This is a genomic window from Zobellella iuensis (genome assembly GCF_016746085.1).
Taxonomy (GTDB): Bacteria; Pseudomonadota; Gammaproteobacteria; order Enterobacterales; family Aeromonadaceae; genus Oceanimonas; species Oceanimonas iuensis.
This window is the reverse complement of the sequence record NZ_JAERTZ010000002.1, coordinates 132,919-157,717: the sequence shown is the minus strand read 5'-3', so window position 1 is coordinate 157,717 and position 24,799 is coordinate 132,919. Positions and strand designations below refer to the sequence as shown.

21 protein-coding genes are annotated in these 24,799 nt (G+C 63.9%); 8 read left to right on the top strand and 13 right to left on the bottom strand.

Annotated elements, in window-relative coordinates:
- The first annotated feature begins 60 nt into the window (after positions 1-60).
- Positions 61-1,407 (top strand): murein DD-endopeptidase MepM, encoded by a 1,347-nt coding sequence (gene mepM, locus JKV55_RS01235; protein ID WP_202081924.1) that lies wholly within the window; start codon positions 61-63, stop codon positions 1,405-1,407.
- 71 nt (positions 1,408-1,478) lie between these two features.
- Here mepM and hemE read toward each other — a convergent pair whose 3' ends face one another.
- Positions 1,479-2,546 (bottom strand): uroporphyrinogen decarboxylase, encoded by a 1,068-nt coding sequence (hemE, locus tag JKV55_RS01230; protein ID WP_202081923.1) that lies wholly within the window; start codon positions 2,544-2,546, stop codon positions 1,479-1,481.
- Positions 2,547-2,757: 211 nt separating this feature from the next.
- Between hemE and rsd the strand changes: the two genes are divergently transcribed.
- Positions 2,758-3,222 carry a sigma D regulator gene (rsd, locus tag JKV55_RS01225; protein WP_202081922.1) on the top strand — a complete coding sequence of 155 codons (465 nt, stop codon included), beginning with the start codon at positions 2,758-2,760 and terminating at the stop codon, positions 3,220-3,222.
- 12 nt (positions 3,223-3,234) lie between these two features.
- Complete coding sequence (locus JKV55_RS01220; RefSeq protein ID WP_202081921.1) at positions 3,235-3,600, top strand: PilZ domain-containing protein; 366 nt, start codon at positions 3,235-3,237, stop codon at positions 3,598-3,600.
- On the opposite strand, the gene radA is transcribed toward JKV55_RS01220, so the two are convergent.
- Positions 3,597-4,964: a DNA repair protein RadA gene (gene radA, locus JKV55_RS01215; protein ID WP_202081920.1), complete on the bottom strand. Its 1,368-nt coding sequence runs from the start codon at positions 4,962-4,964 to the stop codon at positions 3,597-3,599. The genes JKV55_RS01220 and radA overlap by 4 nt on opposite strands.
- Before the next feature lie 71 nt (positions 4,965-5,035).
- Here radA and JKV55_RS01210 point away from each other — a divergent pair, with 71 nt between their 5' ends.
- Positions 5,036-7,312: a PilZ domain-containing protein gene (locus tag JKV55_RS01210; RefSeq protein WP_202081919.1), complete on the top strand. Its 2,277-nt coding sequence runs from the start codon at positions 5,036-5,038 to the stop codon at positions 7,310-7,312.
- Here the strand turns inward: JKV55_RS01210 and serB are convergent.
- Positions 7,263-8,240 carry a phosphoserine phosphatase SerB gene (gene serB, locus JKV55_RS01205; RefSeq protein WP_202082011.1) on the bottom strand — a complete coding sequence of 326 codons (978 nt, stop codon included), beginning with the start codon at positions 8,238-8,240 and terminating at the stop codon, positions 7,263-7,265. The two genes, JKV55_RS01210 and serB, sit on opposite strands and share 50 nt — an antisense overlap.
- Positions 8,241-8,358: 118 nt before the next feature.
- On the opposite strand from serB, the gene JKV55_RS01200 reads away from it, so the two are divergent.
- Positions 8,359-8,904, top strand: coding sequence for a hypothetical protein (locus tag JKV55_RS01200; RefSeq protein ID WP_202081918.1), 546 nt, complete (start codon positions 8,359-8,361; stop codon positions 8,902-8,904).
- On the opposite strand, the gene deoD is transcribed toward JKV55_RS01200, so the two are convergent.
- From deoD to JKV55_RS01160, 8 genes are all read right to left on the bottom strand, one after another.
- A complete protein-coding gene (gene deoD / locus JKV55_RS01195) occupies positions 8,896-9,615 on the bottom strand; it encodes a purine-nucleoside phosphorylase (protein ID WP_202081917.1) in 720 nt (239 codons plus the stop codon). The genes JKV55_RS01200 and deoD overlap by 9 nt on opposite strands.
- Positions 9,616-9,951: 336 nt before the next feature.
- Entirely contained in the window at positions 9,952-11,178 is a 1,227-nt protein-coding gene (locus tag JKV55_RS01190) for a phosphopentomutase (protein WP_202081916.1), read from the bottom strand.
- Positions 11,175-12,506 (bottom strand): thymidine phosphorylase, encoded by a 1,332-nt coding sequence (gene deoA / locus JKV55_RS01185; RefSeq protein WP_237332585.1) that lies wholly within the window; start codon positions 12,504-12,506, stop codon positions 11,175-11,177. Before deoA ends, JKV55_RS01190 begins: the two co-directional genes overlap by 4 nt.
- Positions 12,506-13,279, bottom strand: coding sequence for a deoxyribose-phosphate aldolase (gene deoC / locus JKV55_RS01180; RefSeq protein ID WP_202081915.1), 774 nt, complete (start codon positions 13,277-13,279; stop codon positions 12,506-12,508). Before deoC ends, deoA begins: the two co-directional genes overlap by 1 nt.
- Positions 13,280-13,576: 297 nt before the next feature.
- Positions 13,577-14,857 carry a NupC/NupG family nucleoside CNT transporter gene (locus tag JKV55_RS01175; RefSeq protein ID WP_202081914.1) on the bottom strand — a complete coding sequence of 427 codons (1,281 nt, stop codon included), beginning with the start codon at positions 14,855-14,857 and terminating at the stop codon, positions 13,577-13,579.
- 170 nt (positions 14,858-15,027) lie between these two features.
- Positions 15,028-15,819, bottom strand: a complete 792-nt coding sequence (locus JKV55_RS01170) for a TatD family hydrolase (RefSeq protein ID WP_237332584.1) — start codon at positions 15,817-15,819, stop codon at positions 15,028-15,030.
- A gap of 81 nt (positions 15,820-15,900) precedes the next feature.
- Positions 15,901-17,151, bottom strand: a complete 1,251-nt coding sequence (locus JKV55_RS01165) for a urate hydroxylase PuuD (protein ID WP_202081913.1) — start codon at positions 17,149-17,151, stop codon at positions 15,901-15,903.
- A 476-nt stretch (positions 17,152-17,627) separates the two neighbouring features.
- A complete protein-coding gene (locus tag JKV55_RS01160) occupies positions 17,628-18,203 on the bottom strand; it encodes a tRNA-uridine aminocarboxypropyltransferase (protein ID WP_202081912.1) in 576 nt (191 codons plus the stop codon).
- A gap of 191 nt (positions 18,204-18,394) precedes the next feature.
- Here JKV55_RS01160 and sorT point away from each other — a divergent pair, with 191 nt between their 5' ends.
- The 3 genes from sorT to prfC all read left to right on the top strand — a co-directional run bounded on the left by sorT (position 18,395) and on the right by prfC (position 21,725).
- Positions 18,395-19,624 (top strand): SorT family sulfite dehydrogenase catalytic subunit, encoded by a 1,230-nt coding sequence (gene sorT, locus JKV55_RS01155; protein WP_202081911.1) that lies wholly within the window; start codon positions 18,395-18,397, stop codon positions 19,622-19,624.
- Between the two features lie 53 nt (positions 19,625-19,677).
- On the top strand, positions 19,678-19,989 hold the full coding sequence (gene sorU, locus JKV55_RS01150; protein WP_202081910.1) for a SorU family sulfite dehydrogenase c-type cytochrome subunit: 312 nt from the start codon (positions 19,678-19,680) through the stop codon (positions 19,987-19,989).
- 149 nt (positions 19,990-20,138) lie between these two features.
- Positions 20,139-21,725, top strand: a complete 1,587-nt coding sequence (gene prfC, locus JKV55_RS01145; RefSeq protein WP_202081909.1) for a peptide chain release factor 3 — start codon at positions 20,139-20,141, stop codon at positions 21,723-21,725.
- A gap of 461 nt (positions 21,726-22,186) precedes the next feature.
- On the opposite strand, the gene JKV55_RS01140 is transcribed toward prfC, so the two are convergent.
- Both JKV55_RS01140 and JKV55_RS01135 read right to left on the bottom strand, forming a co-directional pair.
- Complete coding sequence (locus JKV55_RS01140; RefSeq protein ID WP_202081908.1) at positions 22,187-23,317, bottom strand: ABC transporter ATP-binding protein; 1,131 nt, start codon at positions 23,315-23,317, stop codon at positions 22,187-22,189.
- Positions 23,318-23,333: 16 nt separating this feature from the next.
- Positions 23,334-24,788, bottom strand: a complete 1,455-nt coding sequence (locus JKV55_RS01135; RefSeq protein ID WP_202081907.1) for a glycoside hydrolase family 32 protein — start codon at positions 24,786-24,788, stop codon at positions 23,334-23,336.
- Positions 24,789-24,799: the final 11 nt, after the last annotated feature.

The window sequence follows — 24,799 nt, the reverse complement described above, 5'->3', positions numbered from 1 at the left end:
GGATAGATAAAGCGGTTTTTGTATGCATAGTTTAGCAACCAACAGGCACAGGTAATCCGGATGAATCCTCTCCGCCCGATACAAACCAAACTGCTGGGAATACCGATGCAACTGCCCAAGCGGCACCTGTACGGTATCATCTTCCTGAGCGGCCTGACCCTGACCACGGCGGTGATGATGCCCTCACCCAACGAACGGGTTGAACAGCCGCTCAAAATCAGCATCCCCGCCAGCCTGAACCTGCCTAAAGAGGCCAGGGAGCAAATCAACAACACCGAATTCTATACCCTGCCCAACGACGAAATCGGCCCGCTGGAACCGGTGGATGCCCTCGAGGTCATCACGTCCGGCGAACCCGAGTGGCAGGAATATGTGGTGCAGCGCGGCGACACCCTGAGCACCATCTTCAATGGCCTGGGCCTGCCCCTGGCCACCATGTACAAACTGCTCGATGCCGACAAAGAAAGAGCCCTGGACGGACTCAAGCCTGGCCAGACTCTTTCTTTGCTGATCGATGAAGGCAACCTGCTGCAGGAATTCAAAATACAGCAGGATCTGCTGCACAGCCGCCTCTTTGTCCGCTCCGGCGAGAACTACCGGAGCCAGCTCCAGACCGAGGAAAGCAACTGGGAAAGCCGGACCCTGGGTGGGGTGATCAACGGCAGCTTCTACCTCAGTGCCCGGGATGCGGGGCTGTCACCCAGCCAGATCCAGCGGGTAGCCAACCTGTTCCAGTGGCAACTCAACTTCGCCCGGGATCTGCGTCAGGGAGACAGCTTCAAGGTGCTGGTACAGCGGGAATTCGTCGATGGCCAGAGCACCGGCAAGTCCGAGCTGCAGGCGGTGCAGATCACCAACAAGGGCAAGAGCTACCACGCCTTCCGCCATGAGGACGGCAAGTTCTACGACGCCAAGGGCGAAAGCCTGGAACGGGGCTTTGTACGCATCCCCCTGGAGCGTAACACCCGCATCAGCTCCAACTTCAACCTGACCCGTAAGCATCCGGTCACCGGCCGGGTACAACCGCATCATGGCACCGACTTTGCCGTGCCCATCGGCACCCCGGTGGTCGCCCCCGGTGACGGTGTCGTGGTCAAGGCCACCCGCCATCCGCTGGCCGGCAACTACCTGGTGATCCGCCACGGCCGCCAGTATACGACCCGCTTCCTGCACCTGAGCCGTTTCCTGGTCAAGGAAGGCGACACCGTCAAACGCGGCCAGCGCATCGCCCTGTCCGGCAACACCGGCCGCTCCACCGGCCCGCACCTGCATTACGAATTCCACGTCAACAACAGGCCGGTGGACCCCATGCAGGTCAAGCTGCCCATGGCCGAGGGCCTGAGCGGTGCCGAGCGCCGCACTTTCCTGAGCAGGGTGGAACAGTACAAGCGGGAATTCGCCGGCTAACGGCATCCATCGCCCGCAACAAAAAAAAAGCGCCCTCGGGCGCTTTTTTGTTTCAGCCATGGTGGTAAAGCTCAGCCCTGATGGTAGGGCCGCGACAGCCGGTGCACCGCCTCGACAAAGGCGCCGGCGTGCTCGGGCTCCACATCCAGATGGATGCCGTGGCCCAGGTTGAACACGTGGCCCGGGCCCTGGCCGAACCCTTCCAGTATGGTCGCCACTTCCTGCTCGATGCGGGGAATGGGGGCGTAGAGCATGGAGGGGTCCATATTGCCCTGCAACGCCACCTTGTCGCCCACCCGCCGCTTGGCGTCGGCGATATTGATGGTCCAGTCCAGGCCGACCGCATCACAACCGGTAGCCGCAATCGCTTCCAGCCACTGGCCGCCGTTCTTGGTGAACAGGGTCACCGGTACCCGGCGACCTTCGTGCTCACGGGTCAGGCCATCGACGATCTTGGCCATGTATTGCAGCGAAAAATCGTTATAATCGCGCGGCGTCAGCACCCCGCCCCAGGTATCGAAGATCATCAGCGACTGGGCACCCGCGGCCACCTGGGCATTCAGGTAGGAAGTCACACTGTCGGCCAGCTTGTCCAGCAACAGGTGCAGAGTCTGGGGCTCGGCATACATCATCTTCTTGATTTTGGTGAAGGCCTTGGAACTGCCACCCTCCACCATATAGGTGGCCAGGGTCCAGGGGCTGCCGGAAAAACCGATCAGCGGCACTTCGCCCTTCAGCTCGCGGCGGATGGTGCGCACCGCATTCATCACATAGCCCAGCTCCCCTTCCGGATCCGGTATGCCGATTTTCCGTACATCGGCCATGGAGGCCACCGGACGCTCGAATTTGGGACCTTCGCCCGCTTCGAAGTAGAGCCCCAGGCCCATGGCGTCGGGGATGGTCAGAATATCGGAGAACAGGATGGCCGCATCCAGCGGGAAACGGCGCAGCGGCTGCAGGGTTACCTCGCAGGCCAGTTCGGCATTCTTGCACAACGACATGAAGTCGCCGGCCTGGGCCCGGGTGGCCTTGTATTCCGGCAGATAACGCCCGGCCTGGCGCATCATCCATACCGGGGTAACGTCTACCGGCTGGCGTAAAAGGGCACGTAAATAGCGATCATTCTTGAGTGTATTCATCCCGTCGTTCCGGATCAGGTGGCAAATTGGCCGTATTGTAACATCAGACGGGGAAATCGGAAAAAACTGCATACCGCCATTCGGCCGCAACGAAACCCAGGATAATGGCGAGCCAGCGCCCAACTTGCCCGCTCGACGCTTGACCACCGCGGATCTTTTCTTTACTTATAATTCATTGCCGCCCCTACTCAGGTGACTCACGGAGGGAATCATGCTCAGGAAAATGGAACAGACCAAGGCGCAGCTGGCCGGCAAACATCATGCCCTCGACGCCTTTATCAATGCCCGCCAGAATCTGCTGGTCGAATATATCCGTCTTTCCACCAACAAGACGCTGCCGACCCAGGCCGAGCTGGAAGAGTTTTGCGGACAACTGATCGATTATGTCTCCGCCGGTCATTTTGAAATCTATGATTATGTGGTGACCGCCTATGAAGCGGCCCAGGGTAATGCCCGGCTGCTGGCCGAGCGGATTTATCCGCGCATCAAGCAGAATACCGATGAAGCGCTGAACTTCCACGATAAATACACCCAGGCCGACGAAGATACCCTGCTGGAGCTGGATCAGGAACTCAGCCACCTCGGAGAACTTCTCGAAGAGCGCTTCGAGCTGGAAGACCGGCTGGTTTCCGCCATCGACCTGGTCGATCATCTGGACACCGGCCACCCCGCCTGAAAGGAGCCGACCATGGCTGAGCGCAGACTGTTTTCCCGAATCGGGCTCCAGGCCAAAGCCTGGCTTGTCGATGGCGCCGGCCATAACCACCATGCCCTGGTTCAAGACCTGTCCCTGCACGGCGCCCTGGCCATGGTGGACGAAGGCTGGGCCGGACAGAACGGCGACGAGTTCGAGCTGGTGCTCGATCTGGACGGCCATGGCCAGCGCATCATCATGCATACCAGCCAGCGCCACCATCATGGCGTTTGTATCGGGCTGGAATGCCGGCGCATGGATATCGACAGCGCCGCCCATCTGCGCCGGCTGGTGGAGCTGAACCTGGGTAACGACGAGCTGTTGCAGCGCCAGTTCGCCCAGTTGGTGAACGAGGACTAAAGCGCCGCCAGCGCTTCTTCCAGCTTCTTCACCGCGATCACCTCCATGCCCGCCGGCGCCTGCTTGGGCCTGTTGGACCAGGGCACTATGGCGCGGGTGAAGCCGTGCTTGGCCGCTTCCATCAGTCGCTCCTGGCCCGAGGGCACCGGGCGGATTTCGCCCGACAGTCCCACCTCGCCGAACACCACCAGTTCCTGGGGCAGGGCCCGGTCGCGAAAGCTGGACACCAACGCCAGCAGCAACGCCAGATCGGCACTGGTGTCCTCCACCCGTACCCCGCCGACCACGTTGACGAACACATCCTGATCCGCCATCTGCATGCCGCCGTGACGGTGCAGCACCGCCAGCAGCAGCGCCAGCCGGTTGTGCTCCAGGCCCACCGTCACCCGGCGCGGATTGGCCAGTTGGGAGTAATCCACCAGCGCCTGCAGCTCCACCAGCAACGGCCGGGTCCCTTCCCAGATCACCATCACCACCGAGCCGGTGGTCTGCTCTTCGCCCCGGCTGAGGAAAATGGCGGAGGGGTTGCTCACTTCCTTCATGCCGGTCTCGGTCATGGCGAACACCCCCAGCTCATTCACCGCCCCGAAGCGGTTCTTGTGGCTGCGCAGGGTACGGAAGCGGCTGTCGGCGGCACCGTCCAGCAACACCGAACAGTCGATGCAATGCTCCAGCACCTTGGGCCCGGCCAGGGTACCGTCCTTGGTGACATGGCCCACCATCAGGATCACCACCCCCTGCTGCTTGGCGAAACGGGTCAGCTGGGCCGCCGCTTCCCGTACCTGGGATACCGAGCCCGGCGCCGACTGCACCTCGGCCACGTGCATCACCTGGATGGAGTCGATCACCATCACCGCCGGTCGCTCTTCCCGGGCGACATGACAGATCTGTTCGACACTGGTTTCCGACAGCATGCGCAGCTGATCCTTGGGCAGCCCCAGCCGCTGGGCCCGCATCGCCACCTGCTGCAACGACTCCTCGCCGGTGACATAGAGGGTCTTCATCCTGCTGGCCAGGCCACACATCACCTGCAGCAACAGGGTGCTCTTGCCCGCCCCCGGGTTACCCCCGATCAGGATGGCCGAGCCGGGCACCAGGCCACCGCCCAGCACCCGATCCAGCTCCTTGAAGCCGCTGCCGATACGGGGGATCTCGGTCAGTGCAATTTCATCCAGGGTTTGCACCTTGTTGTCCTGCACCCCGGCATAACCGGCAAAACGGCTGTTACGACCGGCAGAGCTGGCAGGCGCCAGGCGGATCTCACTGATGGTGTTCCATTCCTTGCATTCGGAACACTGGCCCTGCCAGCGGGGAAACTCGGCGCCACACTCGCCACAGACAAAGGCAGTTTTGGACTTGGCCATGCTTGCTCACTCATTCATTAACGAGCTGTTATACTGGACCAAGTTTTTCGCCTACTCAACCCAAAGCCAAGATGGATCTCAGCCCCTATAAATCCCTGCTCAATAAACTGGTTCCTCTCAGCTATCATCATGATCTGGAAGGGCTGCTGGAGAATCTGCTGCCCGAGGCCGACGGCACCACCCGTTTCCAGCTGCAAGCGGAAGTACGCCGTCTCACCAGCCCCTGCCTGCGGGTGCTGGATCTGCGCAGCCTGTTTCCGGAGCAGTGCCGGCTGGTGCGCCACCAGGGGCTGGATCATATGTTGCCGGCGTCACTGGATACGCGCTTTCACAAGCTATTGGGCAGTTATAACGGCGAATATACCCGGGGGCTTTACGAAACCCTGATCGCCGAGCTGGCGGCCCTGCGCAAACTGCCCTCCCAGTTCAATCCCCTCCCCTGGCACCTGCCGTCCATGGGCACCCGCCGCAAGGAAAGCCGGCTGCGCTTCGTCACGCCCATATTGCTGCACCTGCCGGAAGGGCAGCTCAAGGCCAACAGCCTGGATATTTCGGCAGGCGGCCTGCTGGCACAGCTGGCCGAGCCCCGCCCCCTGCCGGAACAGGTGCCGGTGTCCCTGCCCGAGTTGGCGCACCAGCCCGGACTGAGTTGCCTGGCCAACCCCAAACGCTATCGACTGACCCAGAGCCAGGAGGATCCCTCCCGCCTCAAGATGCAGCGGATGGAAGAAGATGCCGACTGGCAACAGGCTTTGCAGCAGTTTATCGACCAGAGCCGCCCCCGCTACGGCCTGGACGCGGAAGACCTGTACGACACTGTTCTGGCCCAATGCTGGGGCAATGCCCTGCTCGAGACCAGCCTCAGCCTGTCACTGTTTTTTGATGAACAGGGGGAGCTGCAGGAAGTGCTCGCCAATCGCCATGGCCACAAGACCCTGGCGCAATGGCGGCAACAGACGGCCGCCGACCTGCTCTCGACCCTGTTATCCCCGGAGCGGGTACTGCAGATGGGCCAGCAGCCGCTGCAACCGCTGCTGCTGTACAGTTTCCGCCACCAGGGCCAGAGCCAGACTTTCTATTTCGTGGCCGATCAACATGAGCTGGAACAGCGGCAGGCCTATTCGGTATTCGTGAACGAAGGGCTGAGAAGCGGTACCCTGCAAAGCTACTACCTGACCCTTCGTCCGCTCACCTTTACCGATCAGGCGATAGAAGCCCTCGATCGCCAGGGGCTTGCCCGGTTGCAGCGGCTGAAATGGCATATCTGGCTGACCCCCATGCCCCCCCTGCTCACTCCGGTGTCGGCCGAGGTCAAAATCCAGCAACTGGCTCCTTTTATCCGCAACGCCAGAGTCCGGACGGTGAACATCACGCCCCTGGGGCTGCAGGCCTCCAAACGACAGGAGACCCGCTTCAAGTACCAGAGCGGCATCGAACTCAACATCGGCGGGCGGACGATACAGGGCCAGACCGAAGATCTGTCGAACAGCGGCCTGAAGATATCCTTGCACCATGCCGAGCGGCTCGATCTGCCCTGCCTGGTCAGTGTCAGCCTGACCGAGCTGGGTCAGCGCAGCCGCCAGTGGAAACTGAAAAACCTGCCCTACCGGATAGTGAACCAGAGTGGTGACGGCAAGATACTGCACCTGCATATTGAAGGTTCACAAGAGGCGCACTCGGGGTACCAGTTCTTCTCGGCGCTGCTCGAACAGAATCAGGATAAGCTGCGCGCCCGTCCGGATACCCATCACCGGCCGGCCTGGCTGACTTGGCTCAATCGCCAGGCCTTGCAGCAACCGCCGTCCCCCACCTTTATGCTGGGGCGAAACGACAGCGGTTTTTATGTGCAGGGGGCCATCGCCTGCCTGGCCCAACAGGCACTGATGTCATTTATGTCCAACGAGTACCAGCAGGCCCACTTCAGCCGGCTGGTTTCACGGCAATTGTTGCAGTCGCTCATTACCGCCCTGCTGCGCCCGGACGGCAAAAGCCACCTGACCATGGAAATCTGGACCGCCGCCGCCGTCGACGGCAGCAACAAACAATGGCAACTGATCGATCCGGACCCCGACAGGCGCGCCTTTTTGCTCAGTCCGCACCATGCCGGGAAGCTGCGGGTCAGTCTGCTGGTCCTCAACCGGCTGCAGCTGCGCCAGATCGACTACTTCGTGCCCGAGTGGGACAGCCTGACCCAGGCCGCCCTGCACAAGACCCAGCTGCTGGAGCAGCAACTGGCGGAGCTGGCAGCGCTCTGCCAGGTGTTCGATATCACCGACATGGTCAGGTGGCGGCAGACCCTCAATGGGCCTGCAGCAGCCCCAGCACCCCTTCCAGGCTCAGCCGGTTAAGGCAGACCGGCGCCTTTTCCTGCACCAGGGGCTTGGCATGCAGGGCCACCCCCAGCCCGGCCTGGGCCAGCATCAGCAGATCGTTGGCACCGTCGCCGATGGCCACGGTCTGGCTGATGGGAATGCCATGTTCATGGGCCAGGTCGACCAGGATGTTGGCCTTGGCCTCGGCGTCCACGATGGCGCCCAGCACTTCGCCGGTGAGCTTGCCGTCGCGGATCTCCAGGGTATTGGCAAACACCGCATCCAGCGCCAGGGTCTCTTGCAGGTGGCAGGCGAAGGGGGTAAAGCCGCCGGAGGCGATGGCCACCTTCCAGCCCATCTGCTTGAGGCCGGCAACCAGCTCGGTCAGGCCGGGCATCAGCGGCATGCGGCCGATCACCTGGTCGATAATGGCGGCATCGGCACCGGCCAGCGCCTTCACCCGACGGCGCAGGCTTTCGGAAAACGGCAGAGCGCCTTCCATCGCCGCCCGGGTGATGGCAGAGACTTCGTCCCCCACGCCGGCCAGGGCGGCGATTTCATCGATACATTCGATCTGGATGGCGGTGGAATCCATGTCCATCAGCACCAATCCCGGCTGCGCGGCGCTGGGCAAAACCGGCACACAGGCCAGATCCCAGCCCTGGGCAACCTGCTGCAGGCGCGACTTCAGCAGCGGCGACCAGGCCGACAGGCGCAGGCTCAGCAGATCCCGCCCGGCCACCACCTTCACCGCGGACACTTCCACCTCGATCCCTTCGTCATCCAAGATAAGCAGGCTGTGGTGCAGGGCCGCTTTTTCCAGTTGTTCCGCCAGCAGGACCAGGTGCCCGTCGGCAGTGGCAAGCTGCCCCGGGGCCAGGCGCCCCTGTTGCCACACATGGGCGCCGGAGGCCAGCACATCCGTCCAGTCACGAACCTTCTCGGGTAATACATCCATTAACAGTGCCACTTGGGATTCCTTTAATTCACACATTCACAAATAACCGGCACTCAGGGTAACGTATTGCTTTTTCGCCAGGCAAGGGACAATATTGGCCGTTATGCGCAAAAAGAGCCCTTTCATGTCCAAATCCCTGCCCCTGCTGCTGGTCGTGCTGCTGGCGCTGGCCGCCGGTTGGCAATTGCTGAAAGTGAACGAACTCGGCCAGCGCTGGCAAGTCCTGCCCCAGCGCGCCCTGGCCGGGCCCCTGGCCGACTATGCGGAGCCCCAGGCGGTACGCACCCTGCTGACCGACGATGCGGAAAGCCAGCAACAGCTGGTGGATGAACTGGTCGGTGCCGGCCTGGTGGTGTCGGTACGACTTTATGACGGTGGCGGCCAGTTGTTGGCGGAGGCCGGCGATATCGCCGGAGACGGCCCCCTGCCTTATATCCGGCCGCTGTATCAGGAAGACAGGCCGGTGGGTTTTCTGCACCTGGCCCTGATACCATCGCTGTTTACGGAACAACACAACAGCCTCTGGCAGCAACTGCTGCGTCATCTGGGCTGGCTGCTGCCCCTGTCTTTGCTGTTGGGGATCTTGCTGGGGCTGGGACTCGGCCGCTGGCGCGGCCGGTTTAAACGCCAGGAGGCGGAAGACCCGCCTCCCGAAGGGAGTTCAGGCTGAGTCGCCCAGCAATACCGACTCCAGCGCCACTTCCATCATGTCGTTGAAGCTGGTCTGGCGCTCGTCGGCGCTCAGCGCCTCGTGGCGCAGTATGTGGTCGGATACGGTGCAAATGGTCAGGGCCCGGGCGCCGAACTCGGCGGCCACGCCGTACAGGCCCGCCGCTTCCATCTCCACCCCCAGGATGCCGTAGTCCTTCATCAGCTGGAACAGATCCGCCTGGGGCGAATAGAACAGATCCGCCGAGAAGATATTACCCACCTTGACCGGTACGCCTTTGGCCTTGGCCGCCGCCACCGCGTTGGCCACCAGCTCGAAGTCGGCGATGGCGGCGAAGTCGTGATCCTTGAAGCGGATACGGTTGACTTTGGAGTCGGTGCTGGCACCCAGGCCAATCACCACGTCACGCAAGTTGACGTCGTCGCGCACGGCGCCGCAGGAGCCGATGCGGATCAGGGTGTTCACGTCGAACTCGGTGATCAGTTCCTTGGCGTAGATGGACACCGAGGGGATGCCCATGCCGTGGCCCATCACCGAAATCCGCCGGCCTTTGTAGCTGCCGGTGAAGCCGAGCATATTGCGTACCTTGTTCACCAGCTTGACGTCGGACAGGAAGGTGTCCGCGATGTACTGGGCGCGCAGCGGATCGCCGGGCATCAGTACGGTATCGGCGAAATCGCCGCGTTCGGCGTTGATATGTGGAGTAGCCATAATATTCCTCGTTAATCTTGTCGGTTACATCAAAACTGAAATCATTGCTGCCGCACCGCGGCCACTGCTGTTGCCTCTTTCAATCCCCGCCGCGGCCCGAGGGTAACGTCGGCAAGCGACACCGACGCTCCGGGGAAGGACAAAGGGTGCTGTTCTGCCGACCCTCCGCGCCAGGGATGGCGCGGCGGAGCCCCCAGGGGGCGAGCTTGCTCGCCGTGACGAGCCATTTCGGCCTGACCGAACATCCAGTGAATGTTCGCAGCAGGCCGAAATGGCGAGTATCAGGTCCCACGGCGTGTCGGCGGAACAGTGCGCTTTGGCCGAGTACACCAGATATCAAACAGGCCCTAAAAATGACTTGCCGTAATCCATGGGGCTGGTGCCGAAATAGGCCGCCAGGGACTGGCCGATATCGGCAAAGGTCTCGCGCCCACCCAGGGAGCCGGCCGCGAGGCCGCCACCCAGGCAGATCACCGGGATATGCTCACGGGTGTGATCGGTGCCGGTCCAGGTCGGGTCGCAGCCGTGATCGGCGGTCATGATCAGCAGATCATCCGGCTGCATGATGGCCAGCAGCTCGGGCAGGCGGCGATCGAAGGCCTCCAGGGCGGCGGCGTAGCCGGTCACGTTGCGGCGGTGGCCGTAGCTGGAGTCGAAGTCGACGAAGTTGGTCATGACCAGGGTGTCGTCGCCGGCCCGCTGCACTTCCGCCAGGGTGGCGTCGAACAGGGCGTCCAGGCCGTTGGCCTTGACCTTGCGGGTGATGCCGTAGTGGGCGTAGATGTCGGCGATCTTGCCGATGGACACCACCTCGCCGTTGTTCTCCTCCACCAGCTTCTGCAGCACCGTCGGCGCCGGCGGCGCTATGCTGTAGTCGCGGCGGTTGCCGGTGCGCTCGAAGTCGGCGGCGCTCCTGCCCTTGAAGGGGCGGGCGATGACCCGGCCGATGTTGTAGGGCATCAGCAGTTCGCGGGCAAGCTCGCACACTTCATAGAGCCGCTCCAGGCCGAAGCTGTCTTCATGGCAGGCTATCTGGAACACCGAGTCCGCCGAGGTGTAGCAGATGGGCTTGCCGCTGCGCACATGCTCTTCGCCCAGTTGCTCGAGGATGGTGGTGCCGGAGGCGTGGCAGTTGCCGAGAATGCCCGGCAGCCCGGCCTTGTCGACCAGTTCGTCGAGCAGCGCCTGGGGAAAACTGTGCTCGGTGTCGCTGAAATAACCCCAGTCGAACAGCACCGGCACCCCGGCAATTTCCCAGTGGCCGGAGGGGGTGTCCTTGCCGGAGGACAGCTCCCGGGCGTAGCCGTAGCTGCCCGTCACCTCGGCGGGCAGGGCCACGCCTTCGGCCACCCGGCCGGTGCTTTCGGCATGGGCGTGGAACAGGCCGAGCCGGCCCAGGTTGGGCAGCCGGAGCGGCCCCCGACGGCCGTTGTCTGCCTCGCCCCGGGCACAGACGGCGGCGATATGGCCCAGGGTGTCGGCGCCTTCGTCGCCGAATTGGGCCGCATCGGGCGCGGCGCCGATGCCGAAGGAATCCAGTACCAGTACTATTGCGCGTTTCATTCTGCCTCCCGCTGACGGATCACGTCATAAATCATATGGGGCGCCTCTTCCCGTTGTTCGCCCAGCATCATAGCCCGGCGCAGCTGCTCCGCCGCCTGGGCGAAATCGTCCTCGCTGCGGGCATGGATGGTCGCAAGCGGTGTGCCGACCTCTATCTTGTCACCGATACCGGCGATGGCGGTCAGGCCGACGCTGTGATCGATCACATCGTCGGCCCGGCGCCGGCCGCCACCCAGCCCGACCACCGCCATGCCGATATCGCGGGTATCCATGTCGACGATATAGCCTTCCGCCTCGGCCAGCACCGGGCGGATCACCGGCGCCCGGGGCAGGTGACGCTCGAAGCCGGTGAGAATATCGGCGGGCCCGCCGAGCCCGGCCACCATCCGCTCGAAGCGTTCGGCGGCGGCCCCCGAACTCAGGGTGCCGTAAAGCTTGCCCCTGGCGTCGTTTTCATCGTCGGCCAGGCGGCCCGCCAGCAGCATTTCCACCGCCAGCGCTTCGGTCACCTCGTAGAGACGGCCCTGGCGGATGTCGCCCTTGAGCATGGCGATGGCCTCGGCCACTTCCACCGCGTTGCCGGCACAGCTGGCCAGCACCTGGCTCATGTCGGTGAGCAGGGCCGAGGTGGGGGTGCCGGCGCCGTTGGCCACGGTCACTATGGCTTCCGCCAGCTCCCGCGACGCCGACGCCGTGGCCATAAAGGCGCCCGAGCCCATCTTCACGTCCATCACCAGGGCGTCCAGGCCGCAGGCCAGCTTCTTGCCGAGGATGGAGGCGACGATCAGCGGAATGGACTCGACGGTGGCGGTGACATCCCGCACCCCGTACAGCCGCTTGTCGGCGGTGGCCAGGCTGCCGGTCTGGCCGATGATGGCCACCCCCACCTCTTTCACCAGCCGGCGGAAGTCGGTGTTGGAGGGCATGATGTTATAGCCGGGAATGGACTCGAGCTTATCCAAAGTGCCGCCGGTGTGGCCCAGGCCACGGCCGGAGATCATGGGCACATGGGCGCCGCAGGCGGCCACCCAGGGCCCCAGCACCAAAGACACCAGATCGCCCACCCCGCCGGTGGAGTGCTTGTCGAGCACCGGGCCGTTCAGGCCCGCACCGGACCAGTCCAGCACCTCGCCCGAGTCGCGGATGCCCAGGGTCAGACTGATGCGCTCCGCGTCGTCCATGTCGTTGAAGTACACCGCCATGGCGAAGGCGCCGATCTGGGCCTCACTGATGCTGCCGTCGGCAATGCCCTTGACGAAAAAGGCGATTTCCTCGGCGCCGAGCGCCAGGCCGTCGCGCTTGTGGCGGATGATTTCCTGGGGCAGCATCAGTAGCCTCCTTCGGTGGCACCCTTGTCGCTTTCACCCAAAGTATGCAGCAAATTGGCCAACAGGCTGGAGGCGCCGAAGCGGAAATGGGCGGGGCTAATCCAGTTGGAGCCCATGATACTGGCGGCCAGTTGCAAGTACTGCCGGGCCTCTTCGGCGGTGCGTACGCCGCCGGCGGGCTTGAAGCCGATGTCCTTGCCACAGTCGCGGATCACCTTGAGCATGATGTCGGCGGATTCCAGGGTGGCGTTGACCGCCACCTTGCCGGTGGAGGTCTTGATAAAGTCGGCACCGCCCTCGATGGCCAGCTCGGAGGCGCGCTTGATCAGCGCCGGCTCCTTCAGTTCGCCGCTTTCGATGATGACCTTGAGCAGCACCTCGCCGCAGGCGGCCTTGCAGGCACGCACCAGTTCGAGGCCCAGCCGCTCGTCGCCGGCCATCAGGGCGCGGTAGGGAAAGACCACGTCCACTTCGTCGGCACCGTAGGCCACGGCGGCGCGGGTTTCCCGCTCGGCGATCTCGATGTCGCCGTTGCCGTGGGGGAAGTTGGTGACGGTGGCGATCTTCACCTGGCCTTCCACGCCCAGCTCACGCAGGGCCTTGCGGGCCACGGGAATAAAGCGCGGATAGATGCAGATGGCGGCGGTGTTGCCGGCCGGGGTGACCGCCTGTCGGCACAGGGCGATCACCTTGGCGTCGGTGTCGTCGTCGTTGAGGGTGGTCAGATCCATCAGGCCCAGGGCCTGGCGGGCTGCGGTGTGTATCTCTGTCATTTGCTTCTCCAGTCTTCACAAGGTGTGAACGAGCGGACTTGGTTCCTTGAAGACAGTTTAAATCCGTTTAACCGCAAATAGTGGCGGCCGACATATCCGGCTGTTGCTGATACCTGCCGAGCAAGTCGGCCAAAGGGCCAACTCCGCCGACACGCCGTGAACCCATCCATGGGGGCTCCGCCGCGCCGTCCATGGCGCGGAGGGTCGGCGGAGCCGTTCCCTTTGACCTCTCCGCCAACCGGCAGTGGCTGCCGGGTGACTCATCAACAGACCGGGGAAAGGGCTCGCCTAATCCTTTTACAGTGCCGCCAAGGCCAGGAAGAAACCGGCGAGGGTGGCGGACATCAGGTTGGACAGGGTGCCGGCCAGCACCGCCTTGAGGCCGAAGCGGGCGATGTCGTGGCGGCGGTTCGGCGCCATGCCGCCCAGGCCGCCGAGCAGGATGGCGACGGAGGACAGGTTGGCGAAGCCGCACAGGGCGAAGGAGATGATCGCCTTGGTGTGGTCGGACATGGCCTGGCCGGTGCTTTCCACCAGCAGTTCGTTGCTGAGGTAGGGGGCGAAGTTGATATAGGCCACGAATTCGTTGACCACCAGTTTCTGGCCGATAAAGGAGCCGGCGATGGTGGCCTCTTCCCAGGGCACGCCCAGCAGGAAGGCCAGGGGCGAGAACAGCCAGCCGAGCAGCAGCTCCAGGCTCAGGTTATCCATGCCGAACCAACCGCCGACGCCGCCCAGCATGCCGTTGATCAGCGCGATCAGGCCGATAAAGGCGAGCAGCATGGCGCCCACATTCATCGCCAGTATCATGCCGGAGGTGGCGCCGGAGGCGGCGGCGTCGATGATATTGGCGGGACGTTCTTCTGCCGGAATATCGGCGTCGGCCTGGGACTCGTCCACCTCGTGGGTTTCGGTCTCGGGCATGATCAGCTTGGCGAACAGCAGGCCGCCGGGGGCCGCCATAAAGGAAGCGGCAATCAGGTATTCCATGGGCACGCCCATGGAGGCATAACCGGCCAGCACCGAGCCGGCCACCGAGGCCAGGCCGCCGCACATCACCGCGAACAGCTCGGAGTCGGTCATCTTGGAAATAAAGGGACGCACCACCAGCGGGGCTTCGGTCTGGCCCACGAAGATATTGGCGGTGGCGGACATGGACTCGGTACGGGAGGTGCCCAGCACCTTCTGCAGGGCGCCGCCCAGGATGCGGATCACCCACTGCATGATGCCCAGGTAGTAGAGCACGGCGATCAGCGAGGAGAAGAAGATGATCACCGGCAACACCCGCAGGGCGAAGATGAAGCCGAGCCCGCTGCTGAAGGCGGCATCACCCACCAGGCCACCGAACAGGAAGCCCATGCCGTCGTTGGCATAGGAAATGACCTGGGACACACCGGCGGAGATGGACTGCAGTATGTCCTTGCCCACGGGTACGTAAAGCACGAAGGCGCCCAGGCCGGCCTGGATGGCGAAGGCACCGCCCACGGTGCGCAGCCGGATGGCGCTGCGATTGCTCGAAAACAGTATGGCGATAAGGATTAATGTCGCCATCCCCACCAAACTCATGATCAACGTCATAGTTCTATCCTTTCAGTAGCAGCTAAAAACAAAAGCCCGACAGTCATTGTCAGTTGGGCGGGATTATACGAGTTCGCTGAGAACAGAATAGGAAAATGGGTGCAATAATCGAGCAAAAAGGCAATAAAATTATGGTTTTTAGAACGAAAACGTTTTTCTTGAGGGCGCCGTCAGGACCAGCCGAACAGCCGGGAAACGTTCCGTTCGAGTTGTACCGCCAGGATGTCCTGCTCCTGCCGGCGCAGTTCCGCCAGCGTGGCCAGCACCAGCGGCAGCCGTTCGGGTGTATTGGGCCGGCCCTGAAAGCCGCACAGGGGCATGTCGGGGGCGTCGGTTTCCAGCACCAGGGCGTCCACCGGCATGGTGGCCAGGGTATGGCGGGTCTTGCTGGCCCTCGGGTAGGTGATGGTACCGCCCACCCCGAGGTGAATACCCAGTTGCCAGAAGGCTTGCGCCTGCTGCAATGAGCCGGAAAAGCCGTGCACCACGCCCCCCCTGGGCGGATGGCGGCGCAGCCATTTCAGCAGGAGGTCGTGGGTCTTGTGGCTGTGCAGTATCACCGGCAGCTCCCGTTCCCGGGCCAGTCTGAGCTGAACGAGCAGTACCTCTTCCTGCCGCGCCATCGGCAGCTCGATGGCTCCGTCCAACCCCATCTCACCCAGGGCGACACAGCGGCTGTCGGCCTGCTCCAGGGCCTGTACCAGTTGCCGCTGCCAATTGGAAGAAGCCCGCGCCACAAACCAGGGATGCAGCCCCAGGGCGTAGTAGACACCGGGTAGTGACCGGCACAACAGGGGCAGGCGCGGCCATTGCGCCTCTTCCACCCCCGGGATCACCAGCCGGTGCACGCCGAGCGCCCTGGCCCGGTGCCAATGGCCGGGCCTGTCGTCGTCGAAGGCGGCGAAGTCGAAATGGCAGTGGCTGTCGGTCAGCAGCATGGGACAGGGGGGTGACGGAAACATAAACCCAGCTTAACCGCTGAAGCCCAAACGGCAAAGCCCGCGAGACGCGGGCTTTGCAAGGGATAACAACGCGGGAAAAGCTTAGTTGCCGCTCCAGGCCGCGATCAGGGCCCGTTCCTCGTCGGTCATCTGGGTCAGGTTGGCCAGCGGCATGTAGCCGTTGGCCACCACCTGCTTGATCTGGCGCGCCAGGTGCCGGGTCTGCTGCTCGGTCTCCAGCATCATGCCGGCAGGCGCAGAGGGGAAACCGGCCTGGGTCGGCTGGGCCGCGTGGCACTGCACGCAACGGGCCTCCATGATGCCCTGCACCTGGGCCAGGGTGACCTCGGGGGCGGCCTGAACCTCGACACCGTCTTCGGCCACTTCACCGGAGACCGGCGCAGAGACCGCGGCCGGCGCCTGGCTGACGGGCGCGGCAACCCACACCACCGCCAGGATCAGCAGCACCCCCACCGCCGGGTAGGCCGGCTTGTGCTGGCCGGAGTGCATCAGCACGAAGTACTGACGGATCAGGGCGCCGGCGAAGATGAACAGCGTCATGATCACCCAGGCCTGGGGATGGTTATAGGTGAAGGAGTAGTGGTTGCTCAGCATCAGCAACAGCACCGGCAGGGTGAAATAGGTGTTGTGCACCGAGCGCTGCTTGCCGCGCTTGCCGTCGATCGGGTTCGGGGTCTCACCGGCTTTCAAGGCTTTCACCATGCGGCGCTGGCCGGGGATGATCCAGAAGAACACGTTGGCGGACATGGCGGTGGCCATGACGGCACCGGTGATCAGGAAGGCGGCCCGGCCGGAGAAGATCTGGGTGCTTAGGTAGGCGACCACCACCATCATCACCGCCACGGCGATACTGAGCACGCCGTCGCGTTCCATGTTGGGGCTGATGCGCTTGCACAGCTCGTTGTACACAACCCAGCCCGAGGCCAGGAACACCAGGGCCACGACGTTGGCCTGCCAGCCGGTCATGTTGGCGGCCCACTCCCAGGCGGAGCTGTGGTTGACCAGGTAGAAGCTGGGGTTGGTCATGTACAGCAGGGCGAACAGGGCAAAGCCCGACAGCCAGGTGGTGTAGGACTTCCAGAACGACCAGTGCAGGTCGTCCGGCAGTTTTTCCGGGCTGGTGGCATATTTCTGGTTGTGGTAGAAACCACCGCCGTGCACGGCCCACATCTCGCCGAACACGCCCTTCTTCTTGCATTCTTCCGACTTGGGCGGCTTCAGGCCGTTGTCCAGCATCACGAAGTAGATGGACTCACCTATCCAGGCGACGGCGGCAATGACGTGCAGCCATCTCAGCAACAAGTTACCAAATTCCAGCAGATACGCTTCCATGGTATTACCTTCTCTGTTTCATATTTATTACTTAGACCCTAGCGCATCGAAACAGATGCCCTGCCTGCTTGGGCGGGAGCTGAGACCACATGCGCTGCCTTCTTGCTTCAAACTGTATACAGTTTAAATTTTAAAATGTTGACAATTTGTGGTTTGATTTTTTTCAATTATATGATGATTGTCAATGTTATTTAACAAGAAATTTATTTCCAGCACCGAATTCCCGGTCTTAAAAATCTACGGATACGCATAAAAAACCATACATATCAGTATATTGACACTTTACAACCACCCAAGCCACCTCGGTACCGTCCATGGCGGCCGGAGCCAGGCCACGGGCGAGATCCGATCCCAGAATAGCGGATCCGCCGAGGGGCGGAGGAGAAAAATGGGCGATAAGGTATCGGGACTCGTGTGCCGATTCTTGTATACACTGAAAATAGGTTCCTAACGGTACCCTATTCTTGGTGAAAGGGTTAGTCCAGGGACTCCTCCCCTTCCCTCCGCGGTTGATGGACCTGAAACAGCGCAACGCGAACGTCCAGCAGCCGGTACAACGGCCGGGGATCGAAGTGGCAGGACAGCCTGTGCAGCACATGGGCCAGGCTTTCCAGGGTAGACAGCGCCTGGCCACCCGGCCCCTTGCGGATGGCGTAGCGGCCCGCCGGCGCCCGGCTGAAGCTGAGCCTCGGCAGATGCTGCAGCCAGGGATTGAGATACAACAGGCGGCGGCTCTTGCGCCAGGTACCGTCCAGCACGATAAGCCCGTCTATCGGCACCTCCGGGCCCGGCCCGCCATCGTCCAGATCAATCGCGTTCCCACCGGGATACAGCAGCCACCAGTTTCCCGCTGGGGGCGCCATGGTTTCCGCCACCTCGACCCTGAGTCCACTCAGGCCCAGTTGCAGCAAGGGCACCGTGCTCTTGGCATGCCTCGCCTCGGAAGGATGCTGCAGCACCACCACCGGCAAGGGACAGGGCTGGCGGTGCACGGCGGCGCACAGGCAGGCATTCTGCGGCAAACGGCAGCCGCGGCAGTATGAGCGTGACATGGGTGGACCCCGTGTATCGACGTAGAAAACGGATCATAGCGGCAAGCGGCGCCGGCTTGAACCCGGGCGCACATCAGATTTTGTTAATAAAGCTTTTGTTGATTGACACTTTTTTAACCAGGGCATAGACCTTTATAGAGTCCGTGCAGCCGTCCGCGGCTGCTCAACGCGCAACCATAAGGAGATTGGTCGTGTCCGCATTCCCCCCCCATCAAACCGACATCACATCCGGCGCCGCCGGCCCCCTCAACCCCGAACGTCGCCAGTTGCTGCTGGGTGGCGCCGGTCTGCTGGCCGGCGCCAGCCTGGTTGGCCTGGCTCCCCGCGCCTGGGCCCAGGGATCGCCGCTGCCGGACTATGTCGGCTGGAAAAACGCCGATGCCCTGATAGTGCACAGCGCCAACACCCTGGAAACCCGGCGCGACGCCATCGGCCGCGGGGTGCTCACCCCCAGCGACCGGCTGTTCGTGCGCAACAATCTGCCCGCCCCCGACGCCGGTATCATGCAGGATAGCGAGGGCTGGGAGGTGAACATCACCGGCGTCAACCATCCCCGAGCCCTCACCCTGGCGGAGCTGAAACGCATCGGCGTGGAGACGGTGGTCAGCGTGCTGCAGTGTTCCGGCAACGGCCGGGCCTTCTTTGCCCACGGCGCCAGCGGCACGCCCTGGACGGTAGGCGCCGCCGGCTGCGTGGCCTGGACCGGGGTACCGCTGCGCGAGCTGGTGCGCGAGCTGGGCGGCGTGGCCGAGGGCATGAACTACCTCACCGGCACCGGCGGCGAGACCATCCCCGCCGGCCTGGATCCCAAGTCGGTCATGGTGGAACGCTCGGTGCCGCTGGCGGCCCTGGAGCAGGCCCTGCTGGTGTGGGAAATGAACGACGAGCCCCTGTCCCTGGCCCACGGCGGCCCGGTGCGGCTGGTGATCCCCGGCTACTACGGGGTCAACAACGTCAAGTACGTGCGCCAGGTTGCCTTTACCGCCGGGCAGACCGATGCCGCCATCCAGGCCACCGGTTACCGGATGCGGGAGCTGGGAGAGCCGGGTTCACCGGAGCAGCCCTCCATGTGGGAGATGCCGGTCAAGTCCTGGGTGACCTCGCCGCTGACCTCGGCCAGCCCCGGCCGCACCCTGATCTACGGCGTGGCCTTCGGCGGCGTGCACGGCCTGGCCGGGGTCGAGGTGTCGGTGGATGGCGGCAGCCGCTGGGCCGAGGCGCGCTTGCTCGGACCGGATCTGGGCCGCTTCGCCTGGCGCCCCTTCGTGCTGGCGACCGAACTGGCGCCGGGCGAGTACCGCCTGGTCAGCCGGGCCAAGGACGACCAGGGCCAGGTGCAGCCGGAAGAGCGCACCGACAACGACCAGGGCTATGGCCACAACGGCTGGAAGGATCACGGCGTGACCCTCACCGTCGCCTGAGGCCGGGCGGGCAGGCGCTCGCCTGCCCCTTACCACAACATCAAGGAGCTGCCATGTGGCGACCGACCGCCAGCCTTCTCGGCCTGGCCCTCTGCCTGCCGGCGCTGGCCGAAGGCGATCCCGAGGCCGGCAAACGGGTGTTCCTGGAGCTGGCCCAGCCCTCCTGCGCCCTCTGCCATAGCCTGAAGGACGCCGGAGCCGAAGGCCAGATAGGGCCCAGCCTCGACGAACTCAAGCCCACCGAAGCGCAAGTGGTGCAGGCCGTCACCAACGGCGTGGGCATCATGCCGGCCTTCAAGGACAGCCTGTCGCCCGAGCAGATCGCCGCGCTGGCCCAGTACGTGTCGCAGGCGGTAAGGCCGTAGCCGTACCCCGGCCGAAGATGAATGGTGATGATCTGCCGATTGAGGATCGGCCGCGGATCGGGGACAATAGCGGCCGTTTATCTGTCGCCGGTGAGCAAGGCCCTTGTCTGTTGCCCCCGCTCCCTCATCAACCTAGAAGATCGCCGACCATGTCATCATCATTCCAGCAGGAAGTGGCCAAGCGCCGTACTTTCGCCATCATCTCGCACCCGGATGCGGGTAAGACCACCATCACCGAAAAAGTGCTGCTGCACGGGCGCGCCATCCAGACCGCCGGCACCGTCAAGGGCCGGGGTTCGAACCAGCACGCCAAGTCCGACTGGATGGAGATGGAAAAAGAGCGGGGCATCTCGGTCACCACCTCGGTGATGCAGTTCCCCTACAACGACCGCCTGGTGAACCTGCTCGACACCCCCGGCCACGAAGACTTCTCGGAAGACACCTACCGCACCCTGACCGCGGTGGACTCCTGCCTGATGGTGATCGACGCCGCCAAGGGCGTGGAAGACCGTACCCGCAAGCTGATGGAAGTGACCCGGCTGCGCGACACCCCCATCGTCACCTTTATGAACAAGCTGGACCGGGACATCCGCGATCCCATGGAGCTGCTGGACGAGGTGGAAACCGAGCTCAACATCATGTGCGCGCCCATTACCTGGCCCATCGGCAGCGGCAAGCTGTTCAAGGGGGTCTACCACCTGCACCGGGACGAGACCGTCCTCTACCAGTCCGGCCAGGGCCACACCATCCAGGAGCTGCGCATCGTCAAGGGCCTGGACAACCCCGAGCTGGACCAGGCCATCGGCGACGACTTCGCCGCCCAGCTGCGCGAGGAGCTGGAGCTGGTGATGGGCGCCTCCCACGAGTTCGACCGGGAGCTGTTCCTGTCCGGCGAGCTGACCCCGGTGTTCTTCGGCACCGCGCTCGGCAACTTCGGCGTGGATCACATGCTCGACGGCCTCACCGAATGGGCGCCGGCGCCCATGCCGCGGCAGACCCACGAGCGGGAAGTGGAGGCCTCGGAAGAGAAGTTCTCCGGCTTCGTGTTCAAGATCCAGGCCAACATGGATCCCAAGCACCGGGACCGCATCGCCTTTATGCGCATCGTGTCCGGCAAGTACAGCCAGGGCATGAAGATGAAGCATGTGCGCATCGGCAAGCTGGTCAACATCTCCGACGCCGTGACCTTTATGGCCGGCGACCGGGAACGGGCGGAGGAAGCCTATGCCGGCGACATCATCGGCCTGCACAACCACGGCACCATCCAGATCGGCGACACCTTCACCCAGGGCGAGGATCTCAAGTTCTCGGGCATCCCCAACTTCGCCCCCGAGCTGTTCCGCCGTATCCGGCTGCGTGACCCGCTCAAGCAGAAGCAGCTGCTCAAGGGGCTGGTGCAGCTCTCCGAGGAAGGCGCGGTGCAGGTGTTCCGCCCGCTCGACAACAACGATCTGATCGTGGGCGCCGTGGGCGTGCTGCAGTTCGACGTGGTGGTGGCCCGGCTCAAGTCCGAATACAACGTGGACGCCCTGTACGAGGCGGTGAACGTGTCCACCGCCCGCTGGGTGTACTGCAAGGATCCCAAGAAGCTGGACGAGTTCCAGCGCAAGGTGTCCCTCAACCTGGCGCTCGACGGCGGCGACAACCTCACCTACATCGCCCCCACCATGGTCAACCTCAACCTGACCCAGGAACGCTACCCGGATATCCAGTTCCGCAAGACCCGGGAACACTGACAAAACGGCGCCCAAGGGCGCCGTTTCGCTTGATGACAACGCCGTTGTCATGACCGCATAAGTCGGCCAAAGGGCCAACTCCGCCGACACGCCGTAAATCCATCCATGGAGGCTCCGCCGCGCCCTCCCTGGCGCGGAGGGTCGGCGGAGCCGTTCCCTTTGTCCTCCGTATCGTTCGCCGCCGCCTGCTGACTCCCCCCTAAAACGGCGCCGGGGCTGAAAAGAGGCAACAGGGATTGCCTCCACCGACCGTCACATGCCAGGGATGGCATGTGCCGAGCGTCACAGGGGGTGAGCTTGCTCGCCGTGACGAGTCGTTTCAGCCTGACCGAACATCCAGCGAATGTTCGCAGCAGGCTGAAACGGCGAGTGTCAGGTCCCGAAGCGTGTCGGCGGAGGTAGCCCTGTTGTCTCTTCCCTGAGCCGCAATAGACAGCCTCGCAAAGGGCGTAAACAGGTTATCAGGCAGCGGCCAGTATCTTGGCCACCCGCGGTGCCTTCTGCTGCTGCAGCAGGCTGCAACAGCCCTCGCTGGTGTCGAACAGGTGCAGGTGCTCCAGCCGGAAGCCGACCTGGATGCTGCTGCCCCGGCGGATCAGGTGGCCGCCGTCGGTCACCACCACCACCTCGTCCTCGCCGGCGTAGCGGCTGTAGGCGAAGGTACTGCCGCCCAGGGCTTCCACCACCTCCACTGCCAGCGTCAGGCTGACGTCCGCCGGCTCGTCCACCAGCAGGTGCTCGGGCCGGATGCCCAGCAGCAGCACCTCTCCCACCGTCGCCTCCCGATCCAGGGCCAGCTCGAAGCGCTCGCCGCCGCTCAGCCGCAGCCGGGCCTGCCGGCCCTCGGCCGCCACCACCTCGGCGTTGAGGAAGTTCATCCGCGGCGAGCCGATAAAGCCGGCCACGAACTGGTTTACCGGGTTGTGGTAGAGCTCGAGCGGCGCCCCCACCTGCTCCACCCGGCCGTCGCGCAGCACCACTATCTTGTCGGCCATGGTCATGGCCTCCACCTGATCATGGGTCACGTAGACCATGGTGTTGCCCAGCTGCTCGTGCAGCTTGGAGATCTCCACCCGCATCTGCACCCGCAGCTCGGCGTCCAGGTTGGACAGGGGCTCGTCGAACAGGAACACCTTGGGGTTGCGCACTATGGTGCGGCCGATGGCCACCCGCTGGCGCTGGCCGCCGGACAGCTGCTTGGGCAGCCGGTCGAGCAGGTGCTCCAGCTTGAGGATGCGGGCGGCATCGCCCACCCGCTGCTCGATCTCCGCCTTGCTCTTCTTCGCCAGGCGCAGGCCGAAGCTCATGTTGTCGCGCACCGTCATGTGCGGGTAGAGAGCGTAGGACTGGAACACCATGGCGATGCCCCGCTCCGAGGGTGACACCTCGTTGACCCTCTGGTTGTCGATGATGATGTCGCCCCCGCTTACCGTCTCCAGCCCGGCGATCATGCGCAGCAGGGTCGACTTGCCGCAGCCCGAGGGGCCGACGAACACCACGAACTCGCCGTGGCGGATGTCCAGATCCACCCCGTGGATGGTCTGCACCTCATCGAAGCGCTTGATCACCTTGTTCAGTACTAAATCCGCCATTGTTCGCGTCCTCCGCTTATGCGCCGCGGCTCAGGCCGAGCCAGTGTCCCTGCTCCAGCACCAGGCTGCCCCGTTCCACCTCCAGCCGGCAGCGGCGGGGGCTGTCGCCGAACAGCAGCTGGGTCATGCCGTAGTGGCCGTCGTCCAGCAGCAGCTCCGCCGAGCAGCGATCCAGCAGCAGGTCCAGGCTGAGCGGACGAGGGGCGCCCAGATCCAGATCGTAGTCGTGGGGGTAGTGCTCGTCGAATTCCGCCACCCCGATCCGGCCCCGGCGCCGGCTGCGCAGGCCCAGGCGGCCGTCCCGGCGGAACAGGATAAAGTCCGCCTCCTCGGTGGGGCTGATGCGCAGCTCGCTCCCTTCCGCCAGCTCAAACGCCAGCTGCAGCCGGGCCGCCTCGGGCCAGTCGGCGGCCAGCAGTTCGCCGGCCCCATGCTCGCCGCAGGCCAGTACCCGCTCCGGCCGCTCGAAGGCTTCCAGCTCGGCCACGAAGGCCCGGTGCAGGCGCAGCCCCTGGTCGGTGGCCTTCAGGGTCAGGGTCTGGGGCAGGCTCATGGCCGAGCGCCAGTGGCCGGTGGGGGTCTGGTTGGCGTAGGGCCAGCAGCTCATCCAGCCCAGCACCAGGCGGCGGCCGTCCTCGGCCGGTACATCGGCCCAGGTCTGGCTGGCGTAGTAGTCGCGGCCATGGTCCAGCCACAGTACGGTGTCGGCCGTGTTGTCATTGACGAAGCGCTCGCCGTCGAAGCGGCCCACGAAATACTGGGTGCCGGAGCCGGGGGCATAGGCCTGGCGCTGGATGCCGACGATCAGGATCCAGCGGCTCTCGTCGCTGCCTTCCACCGGGATCTCGAACAGATCCGGGCATTCCCAGGCCAGGTGATCGTGGGCACCCTCCCCTTCGCCGAACTCGGAGCAGAAGCGCCAGTCCAGGCCGTCCGCGGAACGGTAGATGCCCACCTTCTGGCCCAGGGTCACCACCATGATCCAGTGCTGGCTGGGCGCGTGCCAGAACACCTTGGGATCGCGAAAATCCTGCAGCCCCGGGTTGGGCAGCACCGGGTTGCCGGCATAGCGCTGCCAGCGGCGGCCGCCGTCGGTGCTGTAGGCCAGCCCCTGGGACTGGGGAAAGTCCCGGTCGCCCTCGCTTTTCTCGGCGGCGATGGTGTAGTAGGCCAGCAGCCCCCCTTCGGGCCCCACCAGGCCGGTGCTGTTGGCGGCATCGGCGATGGCGGTGCCGGAGAAGCACATGCCCGCGGCGTCCGGCGCCAGGGCGATGGGCAGGTGCTCCCAGCTCAGCAGATCCCGGCTCACCGCGTGGCCCCAGTGCATGGGCCCCCAGACGGTGTCCATGGGGTAGTACTGGTAGCAGAGGTGGAATTCGCCCCTGTGGTACACCAGGCCATTGGGGTCGTTCATCCAGCCGAAGGCCGGGGTGAAGTGGAACAGCGGACGGTAGGGGTCCTGTTTGGTCATCTCGATTCTCC